Annotated in this window: 22 protein-coding genes, 1 tRNA gene and 1 riboswitch; of the genes, 11 read left to right on the plus strand and 12 right to left on the minus strand. The window is 69.8% G+C overall.

All coding sequences use genetic code 11. The features are described from left to right. The 5 genes from KV205_RS34990 to KV205_RS35010 form a co-directional block, all read left to right on the plus strand. Window positions 1-737: helix-turn-helix transcriptional regulator (locus KV205_RS34990; RefSeq protein WP_265869053.1), on the plus strand; the 737-nt coding region annotated here is incomplete at its 5' end. Continuing rightward, entirely contained in the window at window positions 737-967 is a 231-nt protein-coding gene (locus KV205_RS34995) for a DUF397 domain-containing protein (RefSeq protein ID WP_265869054.1), read from the plus strand. The genes KV205_RS34990 and KV205_RS34995, both read left to right, overlap by 1 nt. Window positions 968-1,151: 184 nt before the next feature. Next, complete coding sequence (locus KV205_RS35000; protein WP_265869055.1) at window positions 1,152-1,961, plus strand: DUF6551 family protein; 810 nt, start codon at window positions 1,152-1,154, stop codon at window positions 1,959-1,961. Between the two features lie 748 nt (window positions 1,962-2,709). Next, window positions 2,710-3,246, plus strand: coding sequence for a hypothetical protein (locus KV205_RS35005; RefSeq protein WP_265869056.1), 537 nt, complete (start codon window positions 2,710-2,712; stop codon window positions 3,244-3,246). A 588-nt stretch (window positions 3,247-3,834) separates the two neighbouring features. Then, complete coding sequence (locus KV205_RS35010; protein ID WP_265869057.1) at window positions 3,835-4,143, plus strand: hypothetical protein; 309 nt, start codon at window positions 3,835-3,837, stop codon at window positions 4,141-4,143. A gap of 3 nt (window positions 4,144-4,146) precedes the next feature. Here KV205_RS35010 and KV205_RS35015 read toward each other — a convergent pair whose 3' ends face one another. The 4 genes from KV205_RS35015 to KV205_RS35030 all read right to left on the minus strand — a co-directional run bounded on the left by KV205_RS35015 (window position 4,147) and on the right by KV205_RS35030 (window position 8,202). Continuing rightward, window positions 4,147-5,415, minus strand: coding sequence for a DUF445 domain-containing protein (locus KV205_RS35015; protein WP_265869058.1), 1,269 nt, complete (start codon window positions 5,413-5,415; stop codon window positions 4,147-4,149). Window positions 5,416-5,444: 29 nt separating this feature from the next. Next, window positions 5,445-6,458 carry an ATP-binding cassette domain-containing protein gene (locus tag KV205_RS35020; protein WP_265869059.1) on the minus strand — a complete coding sequence of 338 codons (1,014 nt, stop codon included), beginning with the start codon at window positions 6,456-6,458 and terminating at the stop codon, window positions 5,445-5,447. Between the two features lie 12 nt (window positions 6,459-6,470). Next, window positions 6,471-7,259: an ABC transporter permease gene (locus KV205_RS35025; RefSeq protein ID WP_265869098.1), complete on the minus strand. Its 789-nt coding sequence runs from the start codon at window positions 7,257-7,259 to the stop codon at window positions 6,471-6,473. A 130-nt stretch (window positions 7,260-7,389) separates the two neighbouring features. Beyond that, window positions 7,390-8,202, minus strand: coding sequence for an ABC-2 family transporter protein (locus KV205_RS35030; protein WP_265869060.1), 813 nt, complete (start codon window positions 8,200-8,202; stop codon window positions 7,390-7,392). Window positions 8,203-8,387: 185 nt separating this feature from the next. Here KV205_RS35030 and KV205_RS35035 point away from each other — a divergent pair, with 185 nt between their 5' ends. Next, window positions 8,388-10,835: a transglycosylase domain-containing protein gene (locus tag KV205_RS35035; RefSeq protein WP_265869061.1), complete on the plus strand. Its 2,448-nt coding sequence runs from the start codon at window positions 8,388-8,390 to the stop codon at window positions 10,833-10,835. Here KV205_RS35035 and KV205_RS35040 read toward each other — a convergent pair. The 3 genes from KV205_RS35040 to KV205_RS35050 all read right to left on the minus strand — a co-directional run bounded on the left by KV205_RS35040 (window position 10,813) and on the right by KV205_RS35050 (window position 12,001). Beyond that, entirely contained in the window at window positions 10,813-11,133 is a 321-nt protein-coding gene (locus KV205_RS35040) for a multidrug efflux SMR transporter (RefSeq protein WP_265869062.1), read from the minus strand. The two genes, KV205_RS35035 and KV205_RS35040, sit on opposite strands and share 23 nt — an antisense overlap. A 35-nt stretch (window positions 11,134-11,168) precedes the next feature. After that, window positions 11,169-11,234, minus strand: a riboswitch (guanidine-III (ykkC-III) riboswitch). A gap of 87 nt (window positions 11,235-11,321) precedes the next feature. Further along, on the minus strand, window positions 11,322-11,657 hold the full coding sequence (locus KV205_RS35045; RefSeq protein ID WP_265869063.1) for a co-chaperone GroES: 336 nt from the start codon (window positions 11,655-11,657) through the stop codon (window positions 11,322-11,324). Between the two features lie 23 nt (window positions 11,658-11,680). Next, window positions 11,681-12,001 carry a DUF3618 domain-containing protein gene (locus tag KV205_RS35050; protein ID WP_265869064.1) on the minus strand — a complete coding sequence of 107 codons (321 nt, stop codon included), beginning with the start codon at window positions 11,999-12,001 and terminating at the stop codon, window positions 11,681-11,683. Window positions 12,002-12,188: 187 nt separating this feature from the next. Here KV205_RS35050 and bcp point away from each other — a divergent pair, with 187 nt between their 5' ends. Both bcp and KV205_RS35060 read left to right on the plus strand, forming a co-directional pair. Next, window positions 12,189-12,662, plus strand: coding sequence for a thioredoxin-dependent thiol peroxidase (gene bcp, locus KV205_RS35055; RefSeq protein ID WP_265869065.1), 474 nt, complete (start codon window positions 12,189-12,191; stop codon window positions 12,660-12,662). 55 nt (window positions 12,663-12,717) lie between these two features. Further along, window positions 12,718-12,801, plus strand: a tRNA-Leu gene (locus KV205_RS35060). A 19-nt stretch (window positions 12,802-12,820) separates the two neighbouring features. Here the strand turns inward: KV205_RS35060 and rdgB are convergent. From rdgB to KV205_RS35080, 4 genes are all read right to left on the minus strand, one after another. Then, window positions 12,821-13,432 carry an RdgB/HAM1 family non-canonical purine NTP pyrophosphatase gene (gene rdgB, locus KV205_RS35065; RefSeq protein ID WP_265869067.1) on the minus strand — a complete coding sequence of 204 codons (612 nt, stop codon included), beginning with the start codon at window positions 13,430-13,432 and terminating at the stop codon, window positions 12,821-12,823. Window positions 13,433-13,474: 42 nt separating this feature from the next. Continuing rightward, entirely contained in the window at window positions 13,475-13,861 is a 387-nt protein-coding gene (locus KV205_RS35070) for a hypothetical protein (RefSeq protein ID WP_374214772.1), read from the minus strand. A gap of 124 nt (window positions 13,862-13,985) precedes the next feature. After that, entirely contained in the window at window positions 13,986-14,717 is a 732-nt protein-coding gene (gene rph, locus KV205_RS35075) for a ribonuclease PH (RefSeq protein ID WP_265869068.1), read from the minus strand. 124 nt (window positions 14,718-14,841) lie between these two features. After that, window positions 14,842-15,075 (minus strand): PTS glucose/sucrose transporter subunit IIB, encoded by a 234-nt coding sequence (locus tag KV205_RS35080; protein WP_265869069.1) that lies wholly within the window; start codon window positions 15,073-15,075, stop codon window positions 14,842-14,844. 206 nt (window positions 15,076-15,281) lie between these two features. Here KV205_RS35080 and KV205_RS35085 point away from each other — a divergent pair, with 206 nt between their 5' ends. Both KV205_RS35085 and KV205_RS35090 read left to right on the plus strand, forming a co-directional pair. Beyond that, window positions 15,282-16,583, plus strand: a complete 1,302-nt coding sequence (locus KV205_RS35085) for a PTS transporter subunit EIIC (protein ID WP_265869071.1) — start codon at window positions 15,282-15,284, stop codon at window positions 16,581-16,583. Between the two features lie 277 nt (window positions 16,584-16,860). After that, window positions 16,861-18,126, plus strand: coding sequence for a PTS transporter subunit EIIC (locus KV205_RS35090; RefSeq protein WP_265869072.1), 1,266 nt, complete (start codon window positions 16,861-16,863; stop codon window positions 18,124-18,126). 71 nt (window positions 18,127-18,197) lie between these two features. Here the strand turns inward: KV205_RS35090 and KV205_RS35095 are convergent, their stop codons facing one another. Further along, window positions 18,198-18,950, minus strand: coding sequence for an MBL fold metallo-hydrolase (locus tag KV205_RS35095; RefSeq protein ID WP_265869073.1), 753 nt, complete (start codon window positions 18,948-18,950; stop codon window positions 18,198-18,200). A 202-nt stretch (window positions 18,951-19,152) separates the two neighbouring features. Between KV205_RS35095 and KV205_RS35100 the strand changes: the two genes are divergently transcribed. After that, window positions 19,153-19,623, plus strand: a complete 471-nt coding sequence (locus KV205_RS35100) for a type II toxin-antitoxin system PemK/MazF family toxin (protein WP_265869074.1) — start codon at window positions 19,153-19,155, stop codon at window positions 19,621-19,623. The last annotated feature ends 10 nt before the right edge of the window (window positions 19,624-19,633 follow it).

Below are 19,633 nucleotides of genomic sequence, written 5' to 3' on the forward strand. Positions count from 1 at the left end.
GCGGCTCCAAGGTCAACCGCATGGAGACGGGTACGGGCCGCGTCCAACCTTCTGACGTCGACGCGCTCTGCCGCTTCTACGGTGTGGAGGACGAGCTACGCGAGTTCCTCAAATCGCTTGCGAAGCAGGCGAAGACGAAGGGTTGGTGGCAAGCCCACGGCAACGGCGTCCCCGCCTGGTTCTCGATCTACATCGGCCTAGAGCAGGACGCTTCCACGTTCCGCCAGTACCAGAACGAGTTCGTTCCCGGCCTCATGCAGACCCCCGCGTACGCCGCTGAACTGCACCGCGCGACCAATCAGATGTCCGACGAGGACATCCACCACGCCGTGAGTGTCCGGATGGAACGCCAGACGCGCCTCCAGTCACCGAGTGCGCCGGACACTTGGTTCGTGGTGCACGAAGGTGCACTGCGCTCCTTCATTGGTGATGAGGCTGTCATGCGTGAGCAGCTTGAGAAGGTGCTGGAGATGACTGAACTCCCCAGCGTCACCCTGCAGGTCCTGCCTTTCGACGCTGGCCCATACCCCGCCACCGGCACCTTCACGATGCTGGGCTTCCCCGATCCAGAGGATCCAGACATCGTGTACCGAGATGGCATCACAGATGCCATCTACCTGGAGGGAGCCGAGGAGGTACGTGCGTACAACAGGGCCTTCGACAATCTGCGCGCCGCCGCGGCAAGCCCCCACCGCTCAACCCACCTCATCACGACTCTACTGAAGGGCTACACGTAATGAGCAGTTCCACTCCGGCAACACCCAACCGCAACGAGTGGTTCAAGTCCTCCTACAGCAATGGTTCTGGGGGCGAGTGCGTGGAGTGCTCCCGAACCGAGGACGGAACTCTTATACGAGACTCCAAGCGACCGGAAGGGCCGGCGCTGGCTGTACGTAGGGGCGCATGGAGCGTCTTCATCGAAGGCGTCTCCTCGCCTTGGCGCACAGGGGTGCAGGCGAGGCCATAGGGACCCCATACGGCACAAAGCCAGTAGTACGATCAACAGTTGTTGAAACTGAGCACTAGTCAACTCCCTGGGAGGCAAACGTGACTACTGCCCCGACCACCATCCAGGGCCGCACACGCACCCTGCTCGCCTTCTCCCTCGGCTGAAGCTGCCCAGAAGTCAAGATCACGAAAGTAGGTTGGGCATGTCCTCGGTCAGCCACACCGTTACCTACGGCGTCCAGATACCGGTGCAGAAGCTGTTTGTTGACTACGACGTGCAGCGCGAGCCTGACAGGAGGCGCGCGAAGAAGATCGCTGAGGCCTTCGACGAGAACAAGCTCGGTTCCATCATCGTCTCCGACCGTGGGGACGGCACCTTCCACATCATCGACGGGCAGCACCGTTGGCTCGCCGCGAAGGAAGCCGAGCACCCGTACCTGCACGCGGACGTACACACCGGACTGGAACGGGCTCAGGAAGCCGACATGTTCCTGGCCAAGAACCGCGACAGCAAGAAGCCCAGTGCCTTCGACGAGCACAAGAACGGGGTCGCCGCCGGGCACAGCCCGTATGTCGAGGCCGAGGCAGTGCTGAAGAAGCACAACCTGACCGCTGGCAGCAGCTCCGCCAACCAGTTCGGCGCGATCACCAAGGCGCACGCGCTGGTCAAGCAGTTCGGACCTGACGTTCTCGACCGCGCGCTGACCGTCGCCGAGAACGCCTGGGGACGCTCCCGGTTTACCTGGGAGGGCGTCATCATCCATGGTCTCGGGCTCATCATCGGGCGCCATCCGGAGTTGATCGACGACAAGCGGATGGCCCAGCGACTCGCCTCCACAAGTACAGCGGAAGGTATGAAGGGCAGGATCACGACGGCGGCCACGGGTGGCGGGACCCGGCATGACGGAACGGGCGGGCGGGCGACCGCCGCCTACTGGGTCATGGTCACCGTCTGGGACACCGGCCTCCCCAAGACCTCGGCGAAGCGGATTCGCAAGGCTGAGGAGTTCTAACAACCGGAGGTAACTGGCGACACCCGCTTCGCTCAGGCACCGGGGCCACCCACTCACCCGCCAAGCAGGCTTCTGGTACGGCCGCCCTCTCTCCGAGAGTGGCCCCCTCCACCACCGCGTCAAGGGCGCTCCCTTCGGTCGCGTCGCAGGCGATGGGCTGCGCCCACCCTTGACCCGGTGCCTCCGGGCGCCTTTAACCACTCGGAGGGCGGCCGGGGGCCCGGCCACGCGAATAGGCCCGGATATCGGCCGGCCGCCGTAGGCGAGTGGCAGGCCGGTGGCGGGTGGCCCGGGTATCGCTCCCGAGCAGAGGGAATCTCTCGGGCCGGTGGGTGGGGGCCCAGTTCGCGGCCGGAGCCGGTGGGACGCCGTCCCCCGGTCAGGGGTGCGCGGAAGTGGATTGGTTAGCCGGGCCTGGTTCGGCGGCCGACTGCTGGCACGGAATGAGCCCGTGCGACGGATGGTGCGCTGGCGGCCCGGCACGGCGGCCCCAAGTGCACACCTCCATCCCGAGCGCCGAAGGAGTGAACTCCGGTGACGGCAGAGGCGCTTCGAGTAGCTTCCCGTGCGGTTTGGCACGAAAGAGGCTCACCCAGGGGGCGTACGTCATCAGGGTGCGGCGCGTGAAGGGCTTCCGAAGTCGGCCTCGGGGAGCAATCCGTGGGATTCCCCTGAACCTCCGGCTCGACGCCGACTACCGTACGGACATGCCGCGTTACCCACCGCGGTCACACGAGGAGGAGTCCCTGTGCCATCTCCCTGTCACCCCCGGCACGCTCCCGTCGGCGACGTGGGCACCGCGCTCATGATGATCGACTCTCAGCTCACGGCCATCCACAACGGCAAGGACGGAACCGACCCTGAACAACGGTCGTGGGTCGCCCAGGTCGCGGCCTCCCTGGGTCCCGGGGGAGTCGATGACGTGCTGGACGGTGCGTGCACTCTCATCTACATGTTCATGCAGTGGCTGCGGATGGCCTACGAGGAGCACGACAAGGACGTCATCGAGTACGTCGTGCCCAACCTCGTGGGCACCATGCGCATGATGCCCAAGAGCGTCCGGCCCGAGGCCATCCCCACCATGGCCGGCCTCCTCGTCGCCGCGGGCACCGGCCTCAGCCCCAACCTGTGGCGCAAGCAGTACGGAGACTGGACCAAGGAGGAGCTGACTCCCCTCGAAGCCACCGCCCTTCTGCTCGCGGAGCACATCAACCGCCTCACCGACGACCCCGACTTCGCCACCCGTATGGTCACCGAGGCCCTGTCCAGGTCACTCGAAGACTGACGTTCCACTGCCGTGCACCCCGGCCCGGCCGAGCAAAGTCGGCAATCCGCAGCCGAAATGGGGCGGGAACGAACTCCTGTGACTTCAGAGGCGGCCACGGGGCCCAAGGGCTCGCGTGAGCGGGGTTTGCATCGCCCTCCGGCCGTGGCCAGTGGGGCATGAGTCCCGGCCGCCCCAATCCGCTTCCGCGCACCCCTGACCGGCGGGCACGGGCCCACCCGCCTCAGCCGCGAACCGAGCCCCCACACACCGGCCCGCAGGGTCCCACCCTGCTGAGCGATACCCGGGCTCACCCACCACCATCCCGCCACCCGCCCACGGCGGGTCGGAATACCCGAAGCTCCCCGCGCGGCCCGCTCCCCCGGCCGCCCTCCGAGTGGTCAAAGGCCCCCGGAGGCACCGGGTCAAGGGTGGCCGCAGGCCATCGCTTGCGACGCGACCGAAGGGAGCGCCCCTGACGCGGTGGTGGAGGGGGCCACACTCGGAGAGAGGGCGGCCGCACCAGAAGCACACGCAGGAACCTCGTACCTTGGGCCTCTCGTTAGGCTCGTGAGTACGAAAGACCTTGCCGACTGATTGGACCCCGTCATGCCCAGCGCCCGCACCCTCTCCCCCGCCATCGCCGCCGCCGGGCTTGTCGGGGGGTATGCCGTGGCGCGGTGGACCAAGAAGCGGCCGTTGGGTGGGGTTGTGTTGGCTGTGGCGGGTGGGGTGGCGGCGCGGGAGTGGCAGCAGGTGGCTGGGGGGAAGGTGGCGGCTGGGCTGACGGCGGGGTACGTGGCCGCGTTTGCCGGGTCGCATCCGCTGGCGAAGAAGATCGGGGCGTGGCCCGCGGTGTTCTCCGTCGCCGGGGCCATGGCCGGGGCCGCGTACGCGGTGACCCGTAACGCCGAGTGAGGCTCAGCCGCCCAGGGCGTGGCTGATCGTGTAGATCAGGAGGCCGGCCAGGGCGCCCACCACCGTGCCGTTGATGCGGATGAACTGGAGGTCGCGGCCGATGTTGGCCTCGATCTTCTTGGAGGTCTGGGTGGCGTCCCAGCCGGCGACCGTGTCGGTGATCAGGGAGGTGATCTCGGCGCGGTAGGTGGTGACGACGTAGGCGGCGGCGTCCTCCGCCCAGCCCTCGACCTTCGCCTGGAGGCGGGAGTCGGTCGAGAGGCGGGTGCCCAGGGAGATCAGGGAGGCGCGGGCGCGGCGGCGGAGTTGGCTCTGGTCGTCCTCGGCGGCGGCCAGGATCAGGGCGCGGACCGAGGACCAGGCGGAGGCGATGACGTCCTGGACCTCCGGGCGGGCCAGGAGTTCGGACTTCAGGCGCTCCACGCGGGCCCGGGTGTCGGTGTCGCCCTGGAGGTCGGCGGCGAAGTCCGTCAGGAAGCGGTCGATCGCGCCGCGCGCCGGGTGGCCCGGCATGTCGCGCATCTCGGTCACGAAGCGGAGCAGCTCCTTGTAGACCCGCTCGCCGATCCTGCGGTCCACGAAGCGCGGGGTCCAGCCGGGCGCGCCGCCCTCGATGGCCTCCATCACCGAGTCGCGGTGGGTGATCAGCCAGTCGTGGCCGCGGGCGCAGACGAGGTCGACGGCGCGGTGGTGGGAACCGTCGGCGACCATCCGTTCCAGGGTCTTGCCGAGGCCCGGGCCGATCTCCGCCGCCTCCGCCCGCCGGGTGATCGCCTCGCCCACGACCGCCTGCACGTCCGAGTCGCGCAGCACCGTCAGCGCGCCCCGCAGGGCCGCGGCCAGTTCGGAGGTGACGCGGTCCGCGTGCGCCGGGTCCGCGAGCCAGAGGCCGAGACGGCGCGCGATGCCGAAGCCGCGCAGCCTGCCCCGTACGACATCGGCGGAGAGGAAGTTCTCGCCCACGAAGGAGCCGAGCGAGGCGCCCAGCTGGTCCTTCTTCGTCGGGATGATCGCGGTGTGCGGGATGGGAAGGCCCAGCGGGCGCCGGAACAGTGCCGTCACCGCGAACCAGTCCGCCAGCGCGCCCACCATGCCGGCCTCCGCCGCCGCCGCGACATAGCCCGCCCAGGCGCCCGCGTCGGACGACTTCGCCCAGGTCGCCAGGGCATAGATCGTCGCGACGAGAGCAAGGAGGCCCGCCGCCAGCGCCTTCATACGGCGGACGCCTCGGCTCTTCTCCTCGTCCGCCGCCGTGTACGTGAAGCTCACCATCGCACCATCACCCTCACCACCTCACCTCCTTACCTGACAGACTCCCCGGCCGCACGTGGAGTTCCTCCGGTGGTTCCTCCGGTTCCTCCGGTTCCTCCGTACATCTTCGCGATCACCGACTCGATGTCGGGCTCCCGCACCGACAGGTCCACCAGCGGGTACGCGGCGGCCACCGCCGCGACCACCGGCGCCGCCGACGCGGAGGCGGGCAGCGCGAGCCACTGGCGCGGGCCCTCCGCCCGTACGAAACGGGCGCCCGGCACCTCGATCGGGGCGGTCTCCCGGGCCAGGTCGACCACCAGGCTGCGCTCGCTCTCCCCCGCCTCGTGCAGGCCGGCGAGCCCCCCGTCGTACATCAGCCGCCCGTGGTCGATGACCATCACCCGCGAGCACAGCTGCTCGATGTCGGTGAGGTCGTGGGTGGTGAGCAGCACGGTCGTGCCGCGCGTCGCGTTGAGCTCGCGCAGGAACTCGCGGACCTTCGCCTTCGACACGACGTCGAGCCCGATCGTCGGCTCGTCGAGGTACAGCACGTCCGGGTCGTGCAGCAGCGCCGCCGCGATGTCGCCGCGCATCCGCTGCCCGAGGGACAGCTGCCGTACGGGCACGTCGAGCAGCTCGCCGAGGTCCAGAAGGTCCACGCAGCGGGCCAGGTTCTCGGCGAAGCGGGCGTCGGGGATCCGGTACATCCGGTGGACGAGCGCGTACGAGTCGCGCAGCGGCAGGTCCCACCACAGCGTGGTGCGCTGGCCGAAGACCACGCCGATCCGGTGTGCGAGGCGGGCCCGGTCCCGCGAGGGGTCGATTCCGGCCACCGTCAGCCGGCCGCCGCTGGGGGTGAGGATGCCGGTGAGCATCTTGATGGTGGTGGACTTCCCGGCGCCGTTCGGGCCGATGTAGCCGACCATCTCCCCCTCCCCGATCCCGAACGAGATCCCGTCGACGGCCCTGACCTCGCGTTTCTCCCGGCGGAGCAGTCCGGCCCGCTTCCTGATCGTGAAGACCTTCTCCAGGCCGTCCACCTCGATGAACATCTCTGCCATGGAGCTCTCGCCTCAGCTTCCCGTCGATCGGTACGCCCGCAGGCCCGTCCGCCACGCCAGCCCCGCCACCGCACAGCACACGCCCGCCACCAGCGGCGACGCGAACGCCGCGCCCTCCGGCACGCCCTCCGGTGCCGGGCGGCCCAGCACGTACAGCGCGGGCAGCCAGTTCACGAAGGCGAGCGGTACGACATAGACGACGCCCCGCACCAGGTCCTGGGCGAAGACCGTCGGCGGGAACTGGAGCAGGTTGTTGCCGCCGTACGTGAAGGAGTTGGTCACCTCCGCCGCGTCCTGCGCCCAGAACAGCACCGAGGCCCCGATGACCATCACCGCACCGAAGATCACCGCGCCGCTCGCCAGCATCACCGGCACGAGCAGCAGCTTCAGCGGCGTCCAGGCCACGAGGGAGGACTGCGTCAGCAGCACCAGGCTCCAGATCAGGACGATCAGGCCCTGGGTGACCCGCCCCAGACGGCGCAGCCCGAAGCGGTCCGCCGCGACCTGCGCGAGGACCGGGGCCGGGCGCAGCAGGAAGGTGTCGAAGGAGCCGTCGCGCACCCGTTTGCCCATCCGCGGCAGCGAGCCCATCACCAGGTCGGCGAGGCCGAAGGAGGTCGCGGTCGTCCCGTACAGGAAGGCCACCTCGGGGAAGGAGAAGCCGCCGAGGGCACGCACCTGACCGAACATCAGGAGGATCACGACGAAGTCGAAGAAGGTGACGACGAGGTTGGAGAGGAGAGTCAGCGCGAAGGACGCCCGGTAGGTGAGGGTGGAGCGGATCCACATGGCCGCGACCATCCGGTACGTACGCCAGGACGCCCCGACCCGGCCCACCGGCCCCGCACCTGCCCGGGCCTCCGGGCCCGCACCCGCCGAAGGCGCCACGCCCGCACCCGCACCCGTACCCGTCTCCGTCTCTGTCTCCGTCTCAGCCACCCTGCACCACCACCTTCCGCGTCGCCGCCGTCTGCACCAGCCGCCCCGCAGCGAGCAGCACCACCGCCCAGCAGGCCTGGAAGGCGTACGCGCCGAGCAGTGCCCAGCCCTCGTACCGGCCCAGGTAGACGTCGGCCGGCACCTGGAGCAGCGAGGCCCAGGGCAGCAGGCGGGCGATCTCGCCGAGGGTGCCGGGGAAGACGTTCAGCGGGAGCAGCATCCCGGAGAAGAACAGGCCGCCGAGCCAGGCCACCTGGACCACGCCCTGACCGTCGAGCAGCCAGAAGGCGCTCATCGCGACCAGGTACCAGAGCGCGAAGCTGACGATCGAGCCGAGCGTGACGGCGAGGAGGAAGGCGAGCCAGGTGCCGGGGCCGGCCGGGAGGGTGAAGTCGAAGACGAGGGAGCCGAAGAGCATGGGGAGGACGCCGCGGCCGAGCAACTGGTAGGCGGAGCGGCCGAGATTGGCCGAGAACCACCAGGCCTGGAGGTCGGCGGGGCGGTAGAGGTCGACGGCGATGTCGCCGGTCCTGATCCGTTCGATCAGCTCGTCCTCGAAGCCGCCGCCCATCAGTCCGCAGACGGTGATGAGGCCCTGGCCGATCCACACATAGGCGAGGGCGTCGGCCTGGGTGTAGCCGCCGAGGGCGGGACGGGCGTCCCACAGGGCCATATAGGTGTACGACAGGATGAAGCCGAAGACGGTGTTGGTGAACACGCCCGCCGCGGTGGCCACCCGATAGGTGGCATGGCGCCGGAAGCCACCTGCCGCCACGGTGACGTAGAGCCGTAATACGTGCCCCATGTTGCTTCCCCGTCGCCCTTCTCGCCCGCATCCGTTCGCACCCGCCCGCACCGGCCCGCATCCGCATGCATCCGTTCGCACCAAAGCGCCCGACCTTAGTGGGACCCGAGGAGCACAGTCGAGTCGTTTTGCGGACTTCCGGCGCCGCGCATGCAGGATGTAGTGTTATGTCCCCTTCATCCGGTATGCCCACCAGTGCGGCGGGCGAGATCCTGCCGTCGGAACCGGAGGCCTGGGAGCCCCGCGACCCGACCCTCCCACCGCGCCCCCACCAGGACCGGCCGAAGGCCCAGGCCCGCGCACACCGTCCCCGCCGCCTCCGCCGCCTCCTCCGGCGCCTGTTCGGCCTCGCCGCGCTCGGCGTGCTGCTCCTGCTCGGCGGGCTCGTCGCCGGCTACCTCCTCGTGGACGTACCGGCCGCCAACGCCACCGCCGTCGCCCAGTCCAACCTCTTCCTCTACCGCGACGGCAGCCAGCTCGCCCGGGACGGCGAGGTCGACCGCGAGAACGTGAGCCTGGCCCGCGTCCCGCTCGGCGTACAGCGCGCCGTGCTCGCCGCCGAGGACCGCGACTTCCACACCTCGCAGGCCGTCGACCCGCGCGCGATGGTCCGCGCCACCTGGAACACCCTCACCGGCAAGGGCCGCCAGTCCGGCTCCACCATCACCCAGCAGTACGTCAAGAACTACTACCTGGGCCAGGAGCAGACCCTCACCCGCAAGGCGAAGGAGTTCTTCATCGCGCTCAAGCTGGGCCGCGAGAAGAGCAAGGACGAGATCCTCGAGGGCTATCTGAACACCAGCTACTTCGGGCGCAACGCGTACGGCGTGCAGGCCGCCGCCCGCGCCTACTACGGCAAGGACGCCCACGCCCTGTCCACCGCCGAGGGCGCGTACCTCGCCTCGCTGCTCAACTCCCCCAACGCGTACGACGTGACCGAGCACCCGGAGAACCGCGACCGGGTGCTCGCCCGCTGGCGCTACGTCCTGGACGGCATGGTCACCGAGGGCTGGCTGTCCCGGACCGCCCGCGCCGCCGCCGTCTTCCCCGACCCGCAGCCGGCCCGCGCCTCCGCCGGCCTGTCCGGACAGCGCGGCTATCTGGTGCAGGCCGTCCGGCAGTACCTCACCGAGCACGGCATCGTCGACGAGAAGACGCTGGCCGCCGGCGGCTTCCGGATCACCACGACCCTGGAGCGCGCCAAGCAGGACGCCTTCGTGAAGGCCGTCGAGGAGAGCGTGACGGCGAAGCTGGACCCGCGGCACAACCCCACCGACCGGTTCGTACGGGTCGGGGGCGCGGCCGTCGAGCCGGGCTCCGGCCGGATCGTGGCGATCTACGGCGGCATCGACTACACCCGGCAGTTCGTCAACAACGCCACCCGCCGCGACTACCAGGTCGGCTCCACCTTCAAGCCCTTCGTGCTCGCCTCCGCCCTGCAGAACGGGGCGCAGACCCAGGAGGGCGAGCGGATCACCCCCAACACCGTGTACGACGGGGACAACCGGCGCCCGGTGCAGGGCTGGAACGGGGCGTACTACGACCCGGCGAACGAGGACGACGAGAGCTTCGGCCCGATCAGCGTCCGCACCGCCACCGACCGCTCCGTCAACGCGGTGTACGCGCAGATGGCGGTGGACGTCGGCCCGGCGCGGGTGCGCGACACCGCCGTGACGCTCGGCCTGCCGGCCCGCACCCCCGACCTCACCGCCTCGCCGTCGATCGCGCTCGGCCCGGCCACCGCGAGCGTCCTGGACCTCGCGCAGGCGTACGCGACGCTCGCGAACCATGGCCGGCACGCCCCGTACACGCTGGTCGAGAAGGTCTCCCGGGACGGCGCGGAGCTGGAACTTCCGGGGTCGGAGCCGGAGGGCCGTCAGGTGCTGTCCCGCGAGGTCGCCGACACCACCACCTCGGTGCTGCGCAGCGTGGTCCGCGAGGGCACGGGCACGGCGGCGCTGGCGGCCGGGCGGCCCGCGGCGGGCAAGACGGGCACGGCGGAGGACGACAAGGCGGCCTGGTTCGCCGGCTTCACACCGGAGCTCGCGACCGTCGTCGCGATGATGGGCCAGGACCCGGAGACGGGCCGGCAGCTGCCGCTGTACGGGGCGCTCGGCCGGCCGCGGATCAACGGGGGCGGGGAGCCCGCGGAGATCTGGGCCCGGTTCACGCGGGACGCGCTCGCCGGGGTGCCGGCGAAGGAGTTCGACCTGCGGCTGATGGAGGGCGCGGAGGAGCTGCCCCTGGAGTCGCCACCGGCGGACTTCCCCGGTGATCCGTACGGGGCGGGGCAGGGGTACGAGGGGCCCCAGCGTCACCGCGGGAAGGCGCCGGTCACGCCGGTCACGCCGGTCGTTCCGCGTCCGGCGGTACGGGAGCGGGGCGCCGCTCAGCCCGTACGGCCGGAGCCCGTGCGGCCCGCGCAGCCTCCGCGGCAGGCGCCGCAGCCCCTCCAGGCGCCGCCCGCGCCGCAGCCCGAGCCCGAGCCCGTACCCGTGACGCCGACCGAGGTACCCGGGGCGCCGGCGCCCGTCGATACGGGTGCGCCTGGGACGCCCATGACAGCCGTGGCACCGGCCAGTGACGTCAGTGGCCCGGCCAGCGGCCCGGTCAGTGGCCCGACGTCGCCTTGAGGCCGACCACCGCCACCAGCAGCAGACAGACGAAGAAGATCCGGGCGGCGGTCGCCGGCTCGCCGAGCACGACCATGCCGAGCACCGCCGCACCGGCCGCGCCGATGCCGACCCAGACGCCGTAGGCCGTACCGATGGGGAGGGACTTGGTGGCCTGGGCGAGCAGCACCATGGAGGCGATGATCCCGGCGACCGTGAAGACGCTCGGCCAGAGACGGGTGAAGCCCTCGGTGTACTTCATGCCGATGGACCAGCCGACTTCGAGCAGACCGGCGAGGACGAGAAGGACCCAGGCCATGACGACGAACACCTCCGCGAGACGGAATCAACAGGGGTGCGTCGTCTTGTCGTGAACCCGGTACGGCGCGTCTCGTCGGGGTGCTTCCACCGTAGCAAAGAACAGGCGGAGGCCCTGGTGACACCGGTCACCAGGGCCTTGCGCCATCCGGGCTACAGCAGCTCTCGCAGCAGTTCTCGCAGCAGTTCTTACAAGTACAGGCCGGTCGAGTCCGCGCTCTGGAAACGGTCCGCCGCCACCGCGTGCAGATCGCGCTCGCGCATCAGCACATAGGCCACGCCCCGCACCTCGACCTCGGCCCGGTCCTCGGGGTCGTACAGGACCCGGTCGCCGATCTCCACGGTCCGGACGTTCTGCCCGACCGCGACGACCTCCGCCCAGGCCAGGCGACGCCCGACGGCCGCGGTCGCCGGGATCAGGATGCCGCCGCCCGACCGCCGCTCCCCCTCGGGGGTGTCGGTCCGGACCAGGATCCGGTCGTGGAGCATCCGGATGGGCAGCTTGTCGTGGGTGTTCTCGCTCACGGGAACGAACCTACCGGCCCGGCTCAGTCCTTGTGCCGCCGGGAGGAGCTCACCAGGAGCCCGATGACGGCGACGGCGACGACCGCCACCGGCACCACGCGCTCCAGACGCGGCGCGCCGTCGTCATGGGTGAAGCGGGCCTTCACGTCCGAGACGACCCGGTTGACGGCCACGAACGCGCGGCCGGCGGTGTGGTCGACCTGGGCGGCGACCTTCGCCTTCGCATCCCCGATGATCGTCTTCGGGTGCATCCGAATGCCGATCTCGTCGAGAGTGACGGCGAGCTGCTCGCGCCGGCGGACGATGTCCGCCTCGATCTGCGCAGGGGTCCTGGCGTCCGACACCGAGCTGCCTCCGTAGTGGTGTTTCCGGTCGTGTGTTCCGGTCGTATGTTCCGGTGTGTTCTGAGGTCGTGCTTTCCGGGGTGTTCCGGCGTTGACAGACAGTCTGTCAGCTTCCCCCGCCGCGGGTTGTCCCCGACCCCCATTAGGCTCTCATCGCGTAAGCGAGTTTTCCCGAGGAGAGCCAGCCATGAGCGAGCGACTGCAGCCCGGCGACACCGCCCCCGCCTTCACCCTCCCCGACGCGGACGGCACCGAGGTCTCCCTCGCGGACCACCTGGGCCGCAAGGTCATCGTCTACTTCTACCCGGCCGCGCTGACCCCCGGCTGCACCAAGCAGGCGTGCGACTTCACCGACAACCTCGACCTGCTGGCCGGCGCGGGCTACGACGTCATCGGCGTCTCCCCCGACAAGCCGGAGAAGCTGGCGAAGTTCCGCGAGAAGGAGAACCTCAAGGTCACGCTGGTCGGCGACCCGGACAAGAAGATCCTGGAGGCGTACGGCGCCTTCGGCGAGAAGAAGCTCTACGGCAAGACGGTGACGGGCGTGATCCGCTCGACGATCGTCGTGGACGAGGAGGGCAAGGTCGAGCGCGCCCTCTACAACGTGAAGGCCACCGGCCACGTCGCCAAGATCCTCAAGGACCTGAAGATCGAGGCCTGACCCGACGGCGGTCTGTGAGCAGGACTGCCCGGCCAGTAGCATGACCGGGCAGCGAGCGGCCGTGGTGGAATTGGCAGTCACGCTGGGTTTAGGTCCCAGTGGGGTAATACCCGTGGGGGTTCGAGTCCCCCCGGCCGCACTTACGACACCTGCGTCGGTCACGCCTCCGGCGACAGAAGTTCCCGGACGACCGGCACCAGCGCCCGGAACGCCTTGCCGCGGTGGCTGATCGCGTTCTTCTCGGCCGGGGTGAGTTCGGCGCAGGTCACGGCGTGGCCCTCGGGCTGGAGGATCGGGTCGTAGCCGAAGCCGTTGGTGCCGGTGGGCTCGTGGCGGAGGGTGCCGGGGAGGCGGCCCTCGACGACGCGTTCCGTGCCGTCCGGGAGGGCGAGGGCCGCCGCGCAGGCGAAGTGGGCGCCGCGGTGGGCGTCGTCGATGTCGGCGAGCTGGGCGAGGAGCAGGTTGAGGTTGGCCTTGTCGTCGCCGTGGGTGCCGGCCCAGCGGGCGGAGAAGATGCCGGGGGCGCCGTTCAGGACGTCGACGCAGAGGCCGGAGTCGTCGGCGACGGCGGGCAGGCCGGTGGCCCGGGCCAGGGCGTGGGCCTTGAGCAGGGCGTTCTCGGCGAAGGTGACGCCGGTCTCCTTGACGTCGGGGATCTCGGGGTACGCGTCCGCGCCGACGAGTTCGAGGTCGAGGCCTGCGTCGGCGAGGATCGCGTGGAGTTCGGTGATCTTGCCCGCGTTGCGGGTGGCGAGGATCAGACGGGTCATACCCCCGATTATCCGGGCCTCCGCGGACGGACCACGCACGGTCTAGCCCGGGGTGCAGACCTTGCCCACCTCGGTGGCCGCGTCGGTGATCGGCTTGATGTCGGGCGTGGTGTCGCCGTTCTTCACGGCCGTACGGACGGATTCGACGCCCTTGGTGAGGTCGTCCACGGCCTTGGACAGGTCCGCGTTGTCCGTCGTGTTCTTGAGGTTGCCCAGTTCGGTGTCGATGCTGTTGAGGGCTTCCTCGATCTGCGTCGGGTCGTTGGAGGCGTTGCTCACGGCCTGCGAGAGCTTGTCGACGGAGGTCGCGATGGCATCGGCCGTCTTGATGCAGTCCGCGGCCTTGTCGAGCGCTCCGCAGCCGGTCAGACCGGTGACTGCGAAGACGACGGTGGCGGCGGCGAGGGCTATGGTGCTGCGGCGCTTCACGTTCGGGTCCTCCCCCTACATACGTACACAGACACGTACTGACGTACAGACATGGACGGGGCGCACGGTTTCGACCCGTGCGCCCGTGTCGTAAAGGACGCGGTGGCGTCCTGCAGAGTTCCTTCTACAGGGTTCCTTCGAGGGCCTTGCGCTGGATCTCGGCGAGTTCGGCGCAGCCGCCGGAGGCGAGGTCGAGGAGGGCGTTGAGCTCCTTGCGGTCGAAGGGCTCGGCCTCGGCGGTGCCCTGGACCTCGACGAAGCGGCCGTCGCCGGTGCAGACGACGTTCATGTCGGTGTCGGCGCGCACGTCCTCCTCGTAGCAGAGGTCGAGGAGCGGGGTGCCGTCGACGATGCCGACGGAGACGGCGGCGACGGTGCCGGTGAGCGGCTTGCGGCCGGCCTTGATCAGCTTCTTGCCCTGGGCCCAGGCGACGGCGTCCGCGAGGGCGACGTAGGCGCCGGTGATGGCGGCGGTGCGGGTGCCGCCGTCGGCCTGCAGGACGTCGCAGTCGAGGACGATGGTGTTCTCGCCGAGCGCCTTGTAGTCGATGACGGCGCGCAGCGAGCGGCCGATGAGGCGGGAGATCTCGTGGGTGCGGCCGCCGATCTTGCCGCGGACGGACTCGCGGTCGCCGCGGGTGTTGGTGGCGCGCGGGAGCATGGAGTACTCGCCGGTGACCCAGCCTTCGCCGCTGCCCTTGCGCCAGCGGGGGACGCCCTCGGTGACGGAGGCGGTGCAGAAGACCTTGGTGTCGCCGAAGGAGATGAGGACGGATCCCTCGGCGTGCTTGCTCCATCCGCGTTCGATGGTGACGGGGCGGAGCTGTTCGGGCGTACGGCCGTCGATACGAGACATGCCATGAGCGTAGCCCCATGGCGAAGGGGCCCGTTCCCCTGCCGGAACGGGCCCCTCCTGCCGACGTCGGCCGGTCTCGGTGCCGGCCGATGCCGGCCGATGCCGGCTGGCCGGTGTCAGCTCGTCACATCATGTCTTCGATGTCGGCGGCGATCGGGTCGGCGTCGGTGCCGATGACGACCTGGATGGCGGTGCCCATCTTCACGACGCCGTGGGCGCCGGCGGCCTTGAGCGCGGCGTCGTCGACGAGGGACGGGTCGACGACCTCGGTGCGGAGGCGGGTGATGCAGCCCTCGACCTCTTCGATGTTCTCGATGCCGCCGAGGCCGGCGACGATCTTCTCAGCCTTGCTGGCCATGTGCTTCTCCCTGTCCGTTCTGCGCACCGACGATCCGCGGTGATCCGCTTTGTCACGGTAACCCACGGTTGGCCCAACCTCGCGAGCGGATGCCGCCGTTCTGCCGAATGATGACGATCACCGGCGGCCTGCCCTGAGCGACCTCCGGGACCCTACCGCAACTGGTCTACACCAGTATGCATCCGCAGCACCCAGGGAGGTCGTCGATGAGTAGCGCCAGTGCCGCCGCCGCGCCGAAGAGATCGATGGGGAGTCGCTTCTTCCAGGGGCTGCAGAAGATGGGCCGCAGCCTCCAGCTGCCCATCGCGGTGCTGCCGGCTGCGGGCATCATCAACCGGCTCGGCCAGCCGGACGTGTTCGGCGCCGACGGGCTCGGCTGGGACAACGTCGCGAAGGTGATGGCGGGCGCCGGCGGCGCGCTGCTCGACGGGAGTCTCGGTCTGCCGCTGCTGTTCTGCATCGGCGTCGCGATCGGCATGGCCAAGAAGGCGGACGGCTCGACCGCGCTGGCGGCGGTGGTCGGCTTCCTCGTCTACTACAACGTGCTGCGACAGTTCCCGAAGACCTGCCCGCCGGGCACGGCGGACATCGGCGGCGGCTGCCTCGCGCCGGACCAGGCCTTCGTCGGGTACACGTACCAGAACCCGGGTGTCTTCGGCGGCATCATCATGGGTCTGCTGACGGCGTATCTGTGGCAGCGGTACCACCGTACGAAGCTGGTCGACTGGCTGGGCTTCTTCAACGGGCGCCGGCTCGTCCCGATCATCATGGCCTTCGTCGGGATCGCCGTGGCGTCGCTCAGCGTGTGGGTCTGGCCGCCGATCGGCGACGCCCTGGAGGACTTCAGCGACTGGCTGGTCGGGCTCGGCGCCTGGGGTTCGGGGATCTTCGGCGTCGCGAACCGCGCGCTGCTCGTGATCGGCCTGCACCAGTTCCTGAACGTGCCCATCTGGTTCCAGTTCGGCTCGTACACCAAGCCGGACGGCGTCACGGTGCACGGCGACATCACCATGTTCCTCGCGGGCGACCCGGAGGCCGGCCAGTTCACCACCGGCTTCTTCCCGATCATGATGTTCGCGCTGCCGGCCGCGGCGCTCGCGATCACCCACTGCGCCAAGCCGCACCGGCGCAAGGAGATCGGCGGCATGATGCTGTCGGTCGCCCTGACCTCGTTCGTCACCGGCATCACGGAGCCGATCGAATACTCGTTCCTCTTCATCGCGCCGGTGCTGTACGCGATCCACGCGGTGCTCACGGGTGTGTCGATGGCGGTGAGCTGGGCGCTCGGGGTGAAGGACGGCTTCAGCTTCTCGGCCGGTCTGATCGACTACGTGATCAACTGGAACCTGGCGACCAAGCCGTGGCTGATCATTCCGATCGGGCTGTGTTTCGCCGTCGTCTATTACGTGATCTTCCGGATCGCGATCACCAAGTTCAATCTGCCGACTCCGGGGCGCGAGCCGGAGGAGCTGGAGGAGGAGATGGAGCGGGACGTCACGAAGGCGTGAAGCCGCCGCGACAGCGGTCGACCCCTCCTCAAGGGCGTTGAGCCCGGCCCCACGGGCCCTCGGACCTCATGGTCCGGGGGCCCTTTGTCGTCCCCTGTCCGACTTTGCCGAAGCCCACAGAATTCACAGGTTCCTTATCTAAGTCTCACGTGCTACAACTGGTCTACACCACTCATTGGTGTAGACCACGCGGTCCAGACCACCGCGTTCCACGAGACGCCGCCGTCACCCCCTTTCACTGTCCTCTGGCGGCGCCTTGCCCAACTGGAGGAAGTTGATGAGTACGGCCACCGCCCAGGCCGCCGCTCCCGCGAAGAAGCGCGGATCCGGCCTGTTCCAGGGCCTGCAGAAGGTCGGTCGCAGCCTGCAGCTGCCGATCGCCGTGCTGCCGGCCGCGGGTATCTTGCTCCGTCTCGGCCAGCCTGACGTCTTCGGCGCCGAGGGTCTCGGCTGGGGCAAGGTCGCCACGGTCTTCGCCAATGCCGGAGACGCGGTCTTCGCCAACATGCCGCTGCTGTTCTGCGTCGGCATCGCGATCGGTTTCGCCAAGAAGGCCGACGGCTCCACCGCCCTCGCCGCCCTCGTCGGCTTCCTCGTCTACCAGAGCGTCCTGAAGGCGTTCCCGGTCACCGAGGCCGTCGTCAACACGACCGCCAACGAGGGTGTCGACGTCGCCGCGACGTACAACGACCCCAAGGTCTTCGGCGGCATCATCATGGGTCTGCTCGGCGCCGTCGTCTGGCAGCGGTACCACCGCACCAAGCTGGTCGACTGGCTCGGCTTCTTCAACGGCCGCCGGCTCGTCCCGATCCTCATGGCCTTCGTCGGCACCCTGATGGGCGTGCTGTTCGGTCTCCTCTGGGAGCCGATCGGCGGCGTCATCACCGACTTCGGCAACTGGATGACCGGCCTCGGTGCCGCCGGCTCCGGCATCTTCGGCGCCATCAACCGCGCCCTGCTCCCCATCGGCATGCACCAGTTCGTGAACACCGTCGCCTGGCAGGAGATCGGCTCCTTCACCGACTCCACCGGCGCCGTCTGGCACGGCGACCTGCCGCGCTTCTTCCACGGTGACCCGGCCGCCGGCCAGTTCATGTCGGGCTTCTTCCCGATCATGATGTTCGCCCTGCCGGCCGTCGCCCTGGCGATCACCCACGCCGCCCGCCCCGAGCGCCGCAAGGTCGTCGGCGGCATGATGTTCTCGCTCGCCCTGACCTCCTTCGTCACCGGCATCACCGAGCCCATCGAGTTCGCCTTCATGTTCCTGGCGCCGCTGCTGTACGTGATCCACGCGGTGCTCACCGCCGCCTCGATGGTCATCACCTCGGCCCTCGGCGTGCACCACGGCTTCACCTTCTCCGCCGGTGCGCTGGACTACTTCCTGAACTGGACGTACGCCACCAAGCCGTGGCTGATCATCCCGATCGGTCTGGTCTTCGCGGCGATCTACTACGTGGTCTTCCGCTTCGCGATCGTCAAGTTCAACATCATGACCCCGGGCCGCGAGCCCGACGAGGAGCTCGAGGACCTCACCAAGGCGTGAGCCTCCTCCCGTACGCACCAGGGGCCCGGAACCGTATGGTTCCGGGCCCCTGGCCGTATGTCCGCGCGCTCTCAGATCTCGTACACCGCGCCCGCGCGGGCCAGTTCCGCCGGGCCGTGGAAGACCTCGCGGGCGTCGGCCAGGTTGCGTTCGCCGTCCGTCCACGGGGGGATGTGGGTGAGGACGAGGCGGCCGACGGAGGCGCGGGCGGCGTGGGCGCCGGCTTCGCGGCCGTTGAGGTGGAGGGCCGGGATGTCTTCCTTGCCGTGGGTGAAGGAGGCCTCGCAGAGGAAGAGGTCGGTGCCGTCGGCCAGCTCGTGGAGGGCGTCGCAGACGCCGGTGTCACCCGAGTAGGTCAGCGAGCGGCCGCCGTGCTCGATCCGGATGCCGAAGGCCTCGACCGGGTGCTGGACCTTCTCCGTGCGCACCTGGAAGGGGCCGATCTCGAAGCTGCCGGAGCTCAGGGTGCGGAAGTCGAAGGCCTCGCCCATCGCGCCGGGGGTGGGGATGTCCGCGTACGCCGTGGTCAGGCGCTGCTCGGCGCCCTCGGGGGCGTAGACGGGGAGGGCCGGGCAGCGGCCGCCGTCGTGGCGGTAGTAGCGGGCGACGAAGTAGCCGCACATGTCGATGCAGTGGTCGGCGTGGAGATGGCTGAGGAAGATCGCGTCGAGGTCGTACAGACCGATGTGGCGCTGCAGCTCGCCGAGGGCGCCGTTGCCCATGTCGAGGAGCAGCCGGAAGCCGTCGGCCTCTACGAGGTAGCTCGAACAGGCCGATTCCGCGGACGGGAACGACCCGGAGCAGCCGACGACGGTGAGCTTCATGGAGCGTGAACCTCCGTGGACGGGTGCGGAAAGCGCGCTGCTGGCGGGGAGGTCGTGCGGTCTGTCGAGAGTACGGCGCGTGGCGGCCGGTCGCTCCTCCGTGGCGGCCCGTTGTGGGGGAACTCACGGGCTCTGTCACCGGTTCGGATGGATGGCGGGGCGCCCCGGCGGCGCGGCGTGCGCGACGGTACGGTCTTGAGGTATGGACATGTCGTGGTGGCCCGCGCTCGTCGCGGTGGTGGTGCTCGCACTCGTCGTCGCGCTCGCCGACGGATGGCGCCGCTCGGGCCGCCGGCCGGCCGGCCGTACGCGTCCGCCGGGACGGCCGAAGCGGACGGCGCCGCGCGGGCCGGCGCCGGAACGGCTGCCGCGGCCGGGCGAGATCTGGTGGGCGGACGTGCCCTTCGAGGACGGGCCGGGGTCAAAGGACCGGCCGTGTCTGGTGCTCGCGCTGCGCGGGGACAACGCCCTGGTCGCGAAGATCACCAGCAAGTACCACGACGAGCGGCCGGGGGTGATCGCGCTGCCGCCGGGCTCGGTGGGCGACGCGCAGGGGCGGCCGAGCTTCCTGGAGACGGACGAGCTGCGGGACGTGCCGGTGTGGGAGTTCCGCCGGAGAGTGGGAACGGCGGACCCGGTCGTGTGGGACCAGGTCCGCCATCTGGCGCGTTAGCCGGGATGCG

It is taken from the genome of Streptomyces sp. SKN60, from assembly GCF_026236535.1.
Taxonomy (GTDB): domain Bacteria; phylum Actinomycetota; class Actinomycetes; order Streptomycetales; family Streptomycetaceae; genus Streptomyces.

Coding starts and splice junctions, on each gene's coding strand:
- KV205_RS35085 (WP_265869071.1), top strand. CDS start 15,282: ATGAGTAGCGCCAGTGCCGCCGCCGCGCCGAAGAGATCGATGGGGAGT.
- bcp (WP_265869065.1), top strand. CDS start 12,189: ATGAGCGAGCGACTGCAGCCCGGCGACACCGCCCCCGCCTTCACCCTC.
- rdgB (WP_265869067.1), bottom strand. CDS start 13,432: ATGACCCGTCTGATCCTCGCCACCCGCAACGCGGGCAAGATCACCGAA.
- KV205_RS35010 (WP_265869057.1), top strand. CDS start 3,835: ATGCCCAGCGCCCGCACCCTCTCCCCCGCCATCGCCGCCGCCGGGCTT.
- KV205_RS35030 (WP_265869060.1), bottom strand. CDS start 8,202: ATGGGGCACGTATTACGGCTCTACGTCACCGTGGCGGCAGGTGGCTTC.
- KV205_RS35040 (WP_265869062.1), bottom strand. CDS start 11,133: ATGGCCTGGGTCCTTCTCGTCCTCGCCGGTCTGCTCGAAGTCGGCTGG.
- KV205_RS35025 (WP_265869098.1), bottom strand. CDS start 7,259: ATGGTCGCGGCCATGTGGATCCGCTCCACCCTCACCTACCGGGCGTCC.
- KV205_RS35080 (WP_265869069.1), bottom strand. CDS start 15,075: ATGGCCAGCAAGGCTGAGAAGATCGTCGCCGGCCTCGGCGGCATCGAG.
- KV205_RS35095 (WP_265869073.1), bottom strand. CDS start 18,950: ATGAAGCTCACCGTCGTCGGCTGCTCCGGGTCGTTCCCGTCCGCGGAA.
- rph (WP_265869068.1), bottom strand. CDS start 14,717: ATGTCTCGTATCGACGGCCGTACGCCCGAACAGCTCCGCCCCGTCACC.
- KV205_RS34995 (WP_265869054.1), top strand. CDS start 737: ATGAGCAGTTCCACTCCGGCAACACCCAACCGCAACGAGTGGTTCAAG.
- KV205_RS35020 (WP_265869059.1), bottom strand. CDS start 6,458: ATGGCAGAGATGTTCATCGAGGTGGACGGCCTGGAGAAGGTCTTCACG.
- KV205_RS35015 (WP_265869058.1), bottom strand. CDS start 5,415: ATGGTGAGCTTCACGTACACGGCGGCGGACGAGGAGAAGAGCCGAGGC.
- KV205_RS35090 (WP_265869072.1), top strand. CDS start 16,861: ATGAGTACGGCCACCGCCCAGGCCGCCGCTCCCGCGAAGAAGCGCGGA.
- KV205_RS35000 (WP_265869055.1), top strand. CDS start 1,152: ATGTCCTCGGTCAGCCACACCGTTACCTACGGCGTCCAGATACCGGTG.
- KV205_RS35100 (WP_265869074.1), top strand. CDS start 19,153: ATGGACATGTCGTGGTGGCCCGCGCTCGTCGCGGTGGTGGTGCTCGCA.
- KV205_RS35035 (WP_265869061.1), top strand. CDS start 8,388: ATGCCCACCAGTGCGGCGGGCGAGATCCTGCCGTCGGAACCGGAGGCC.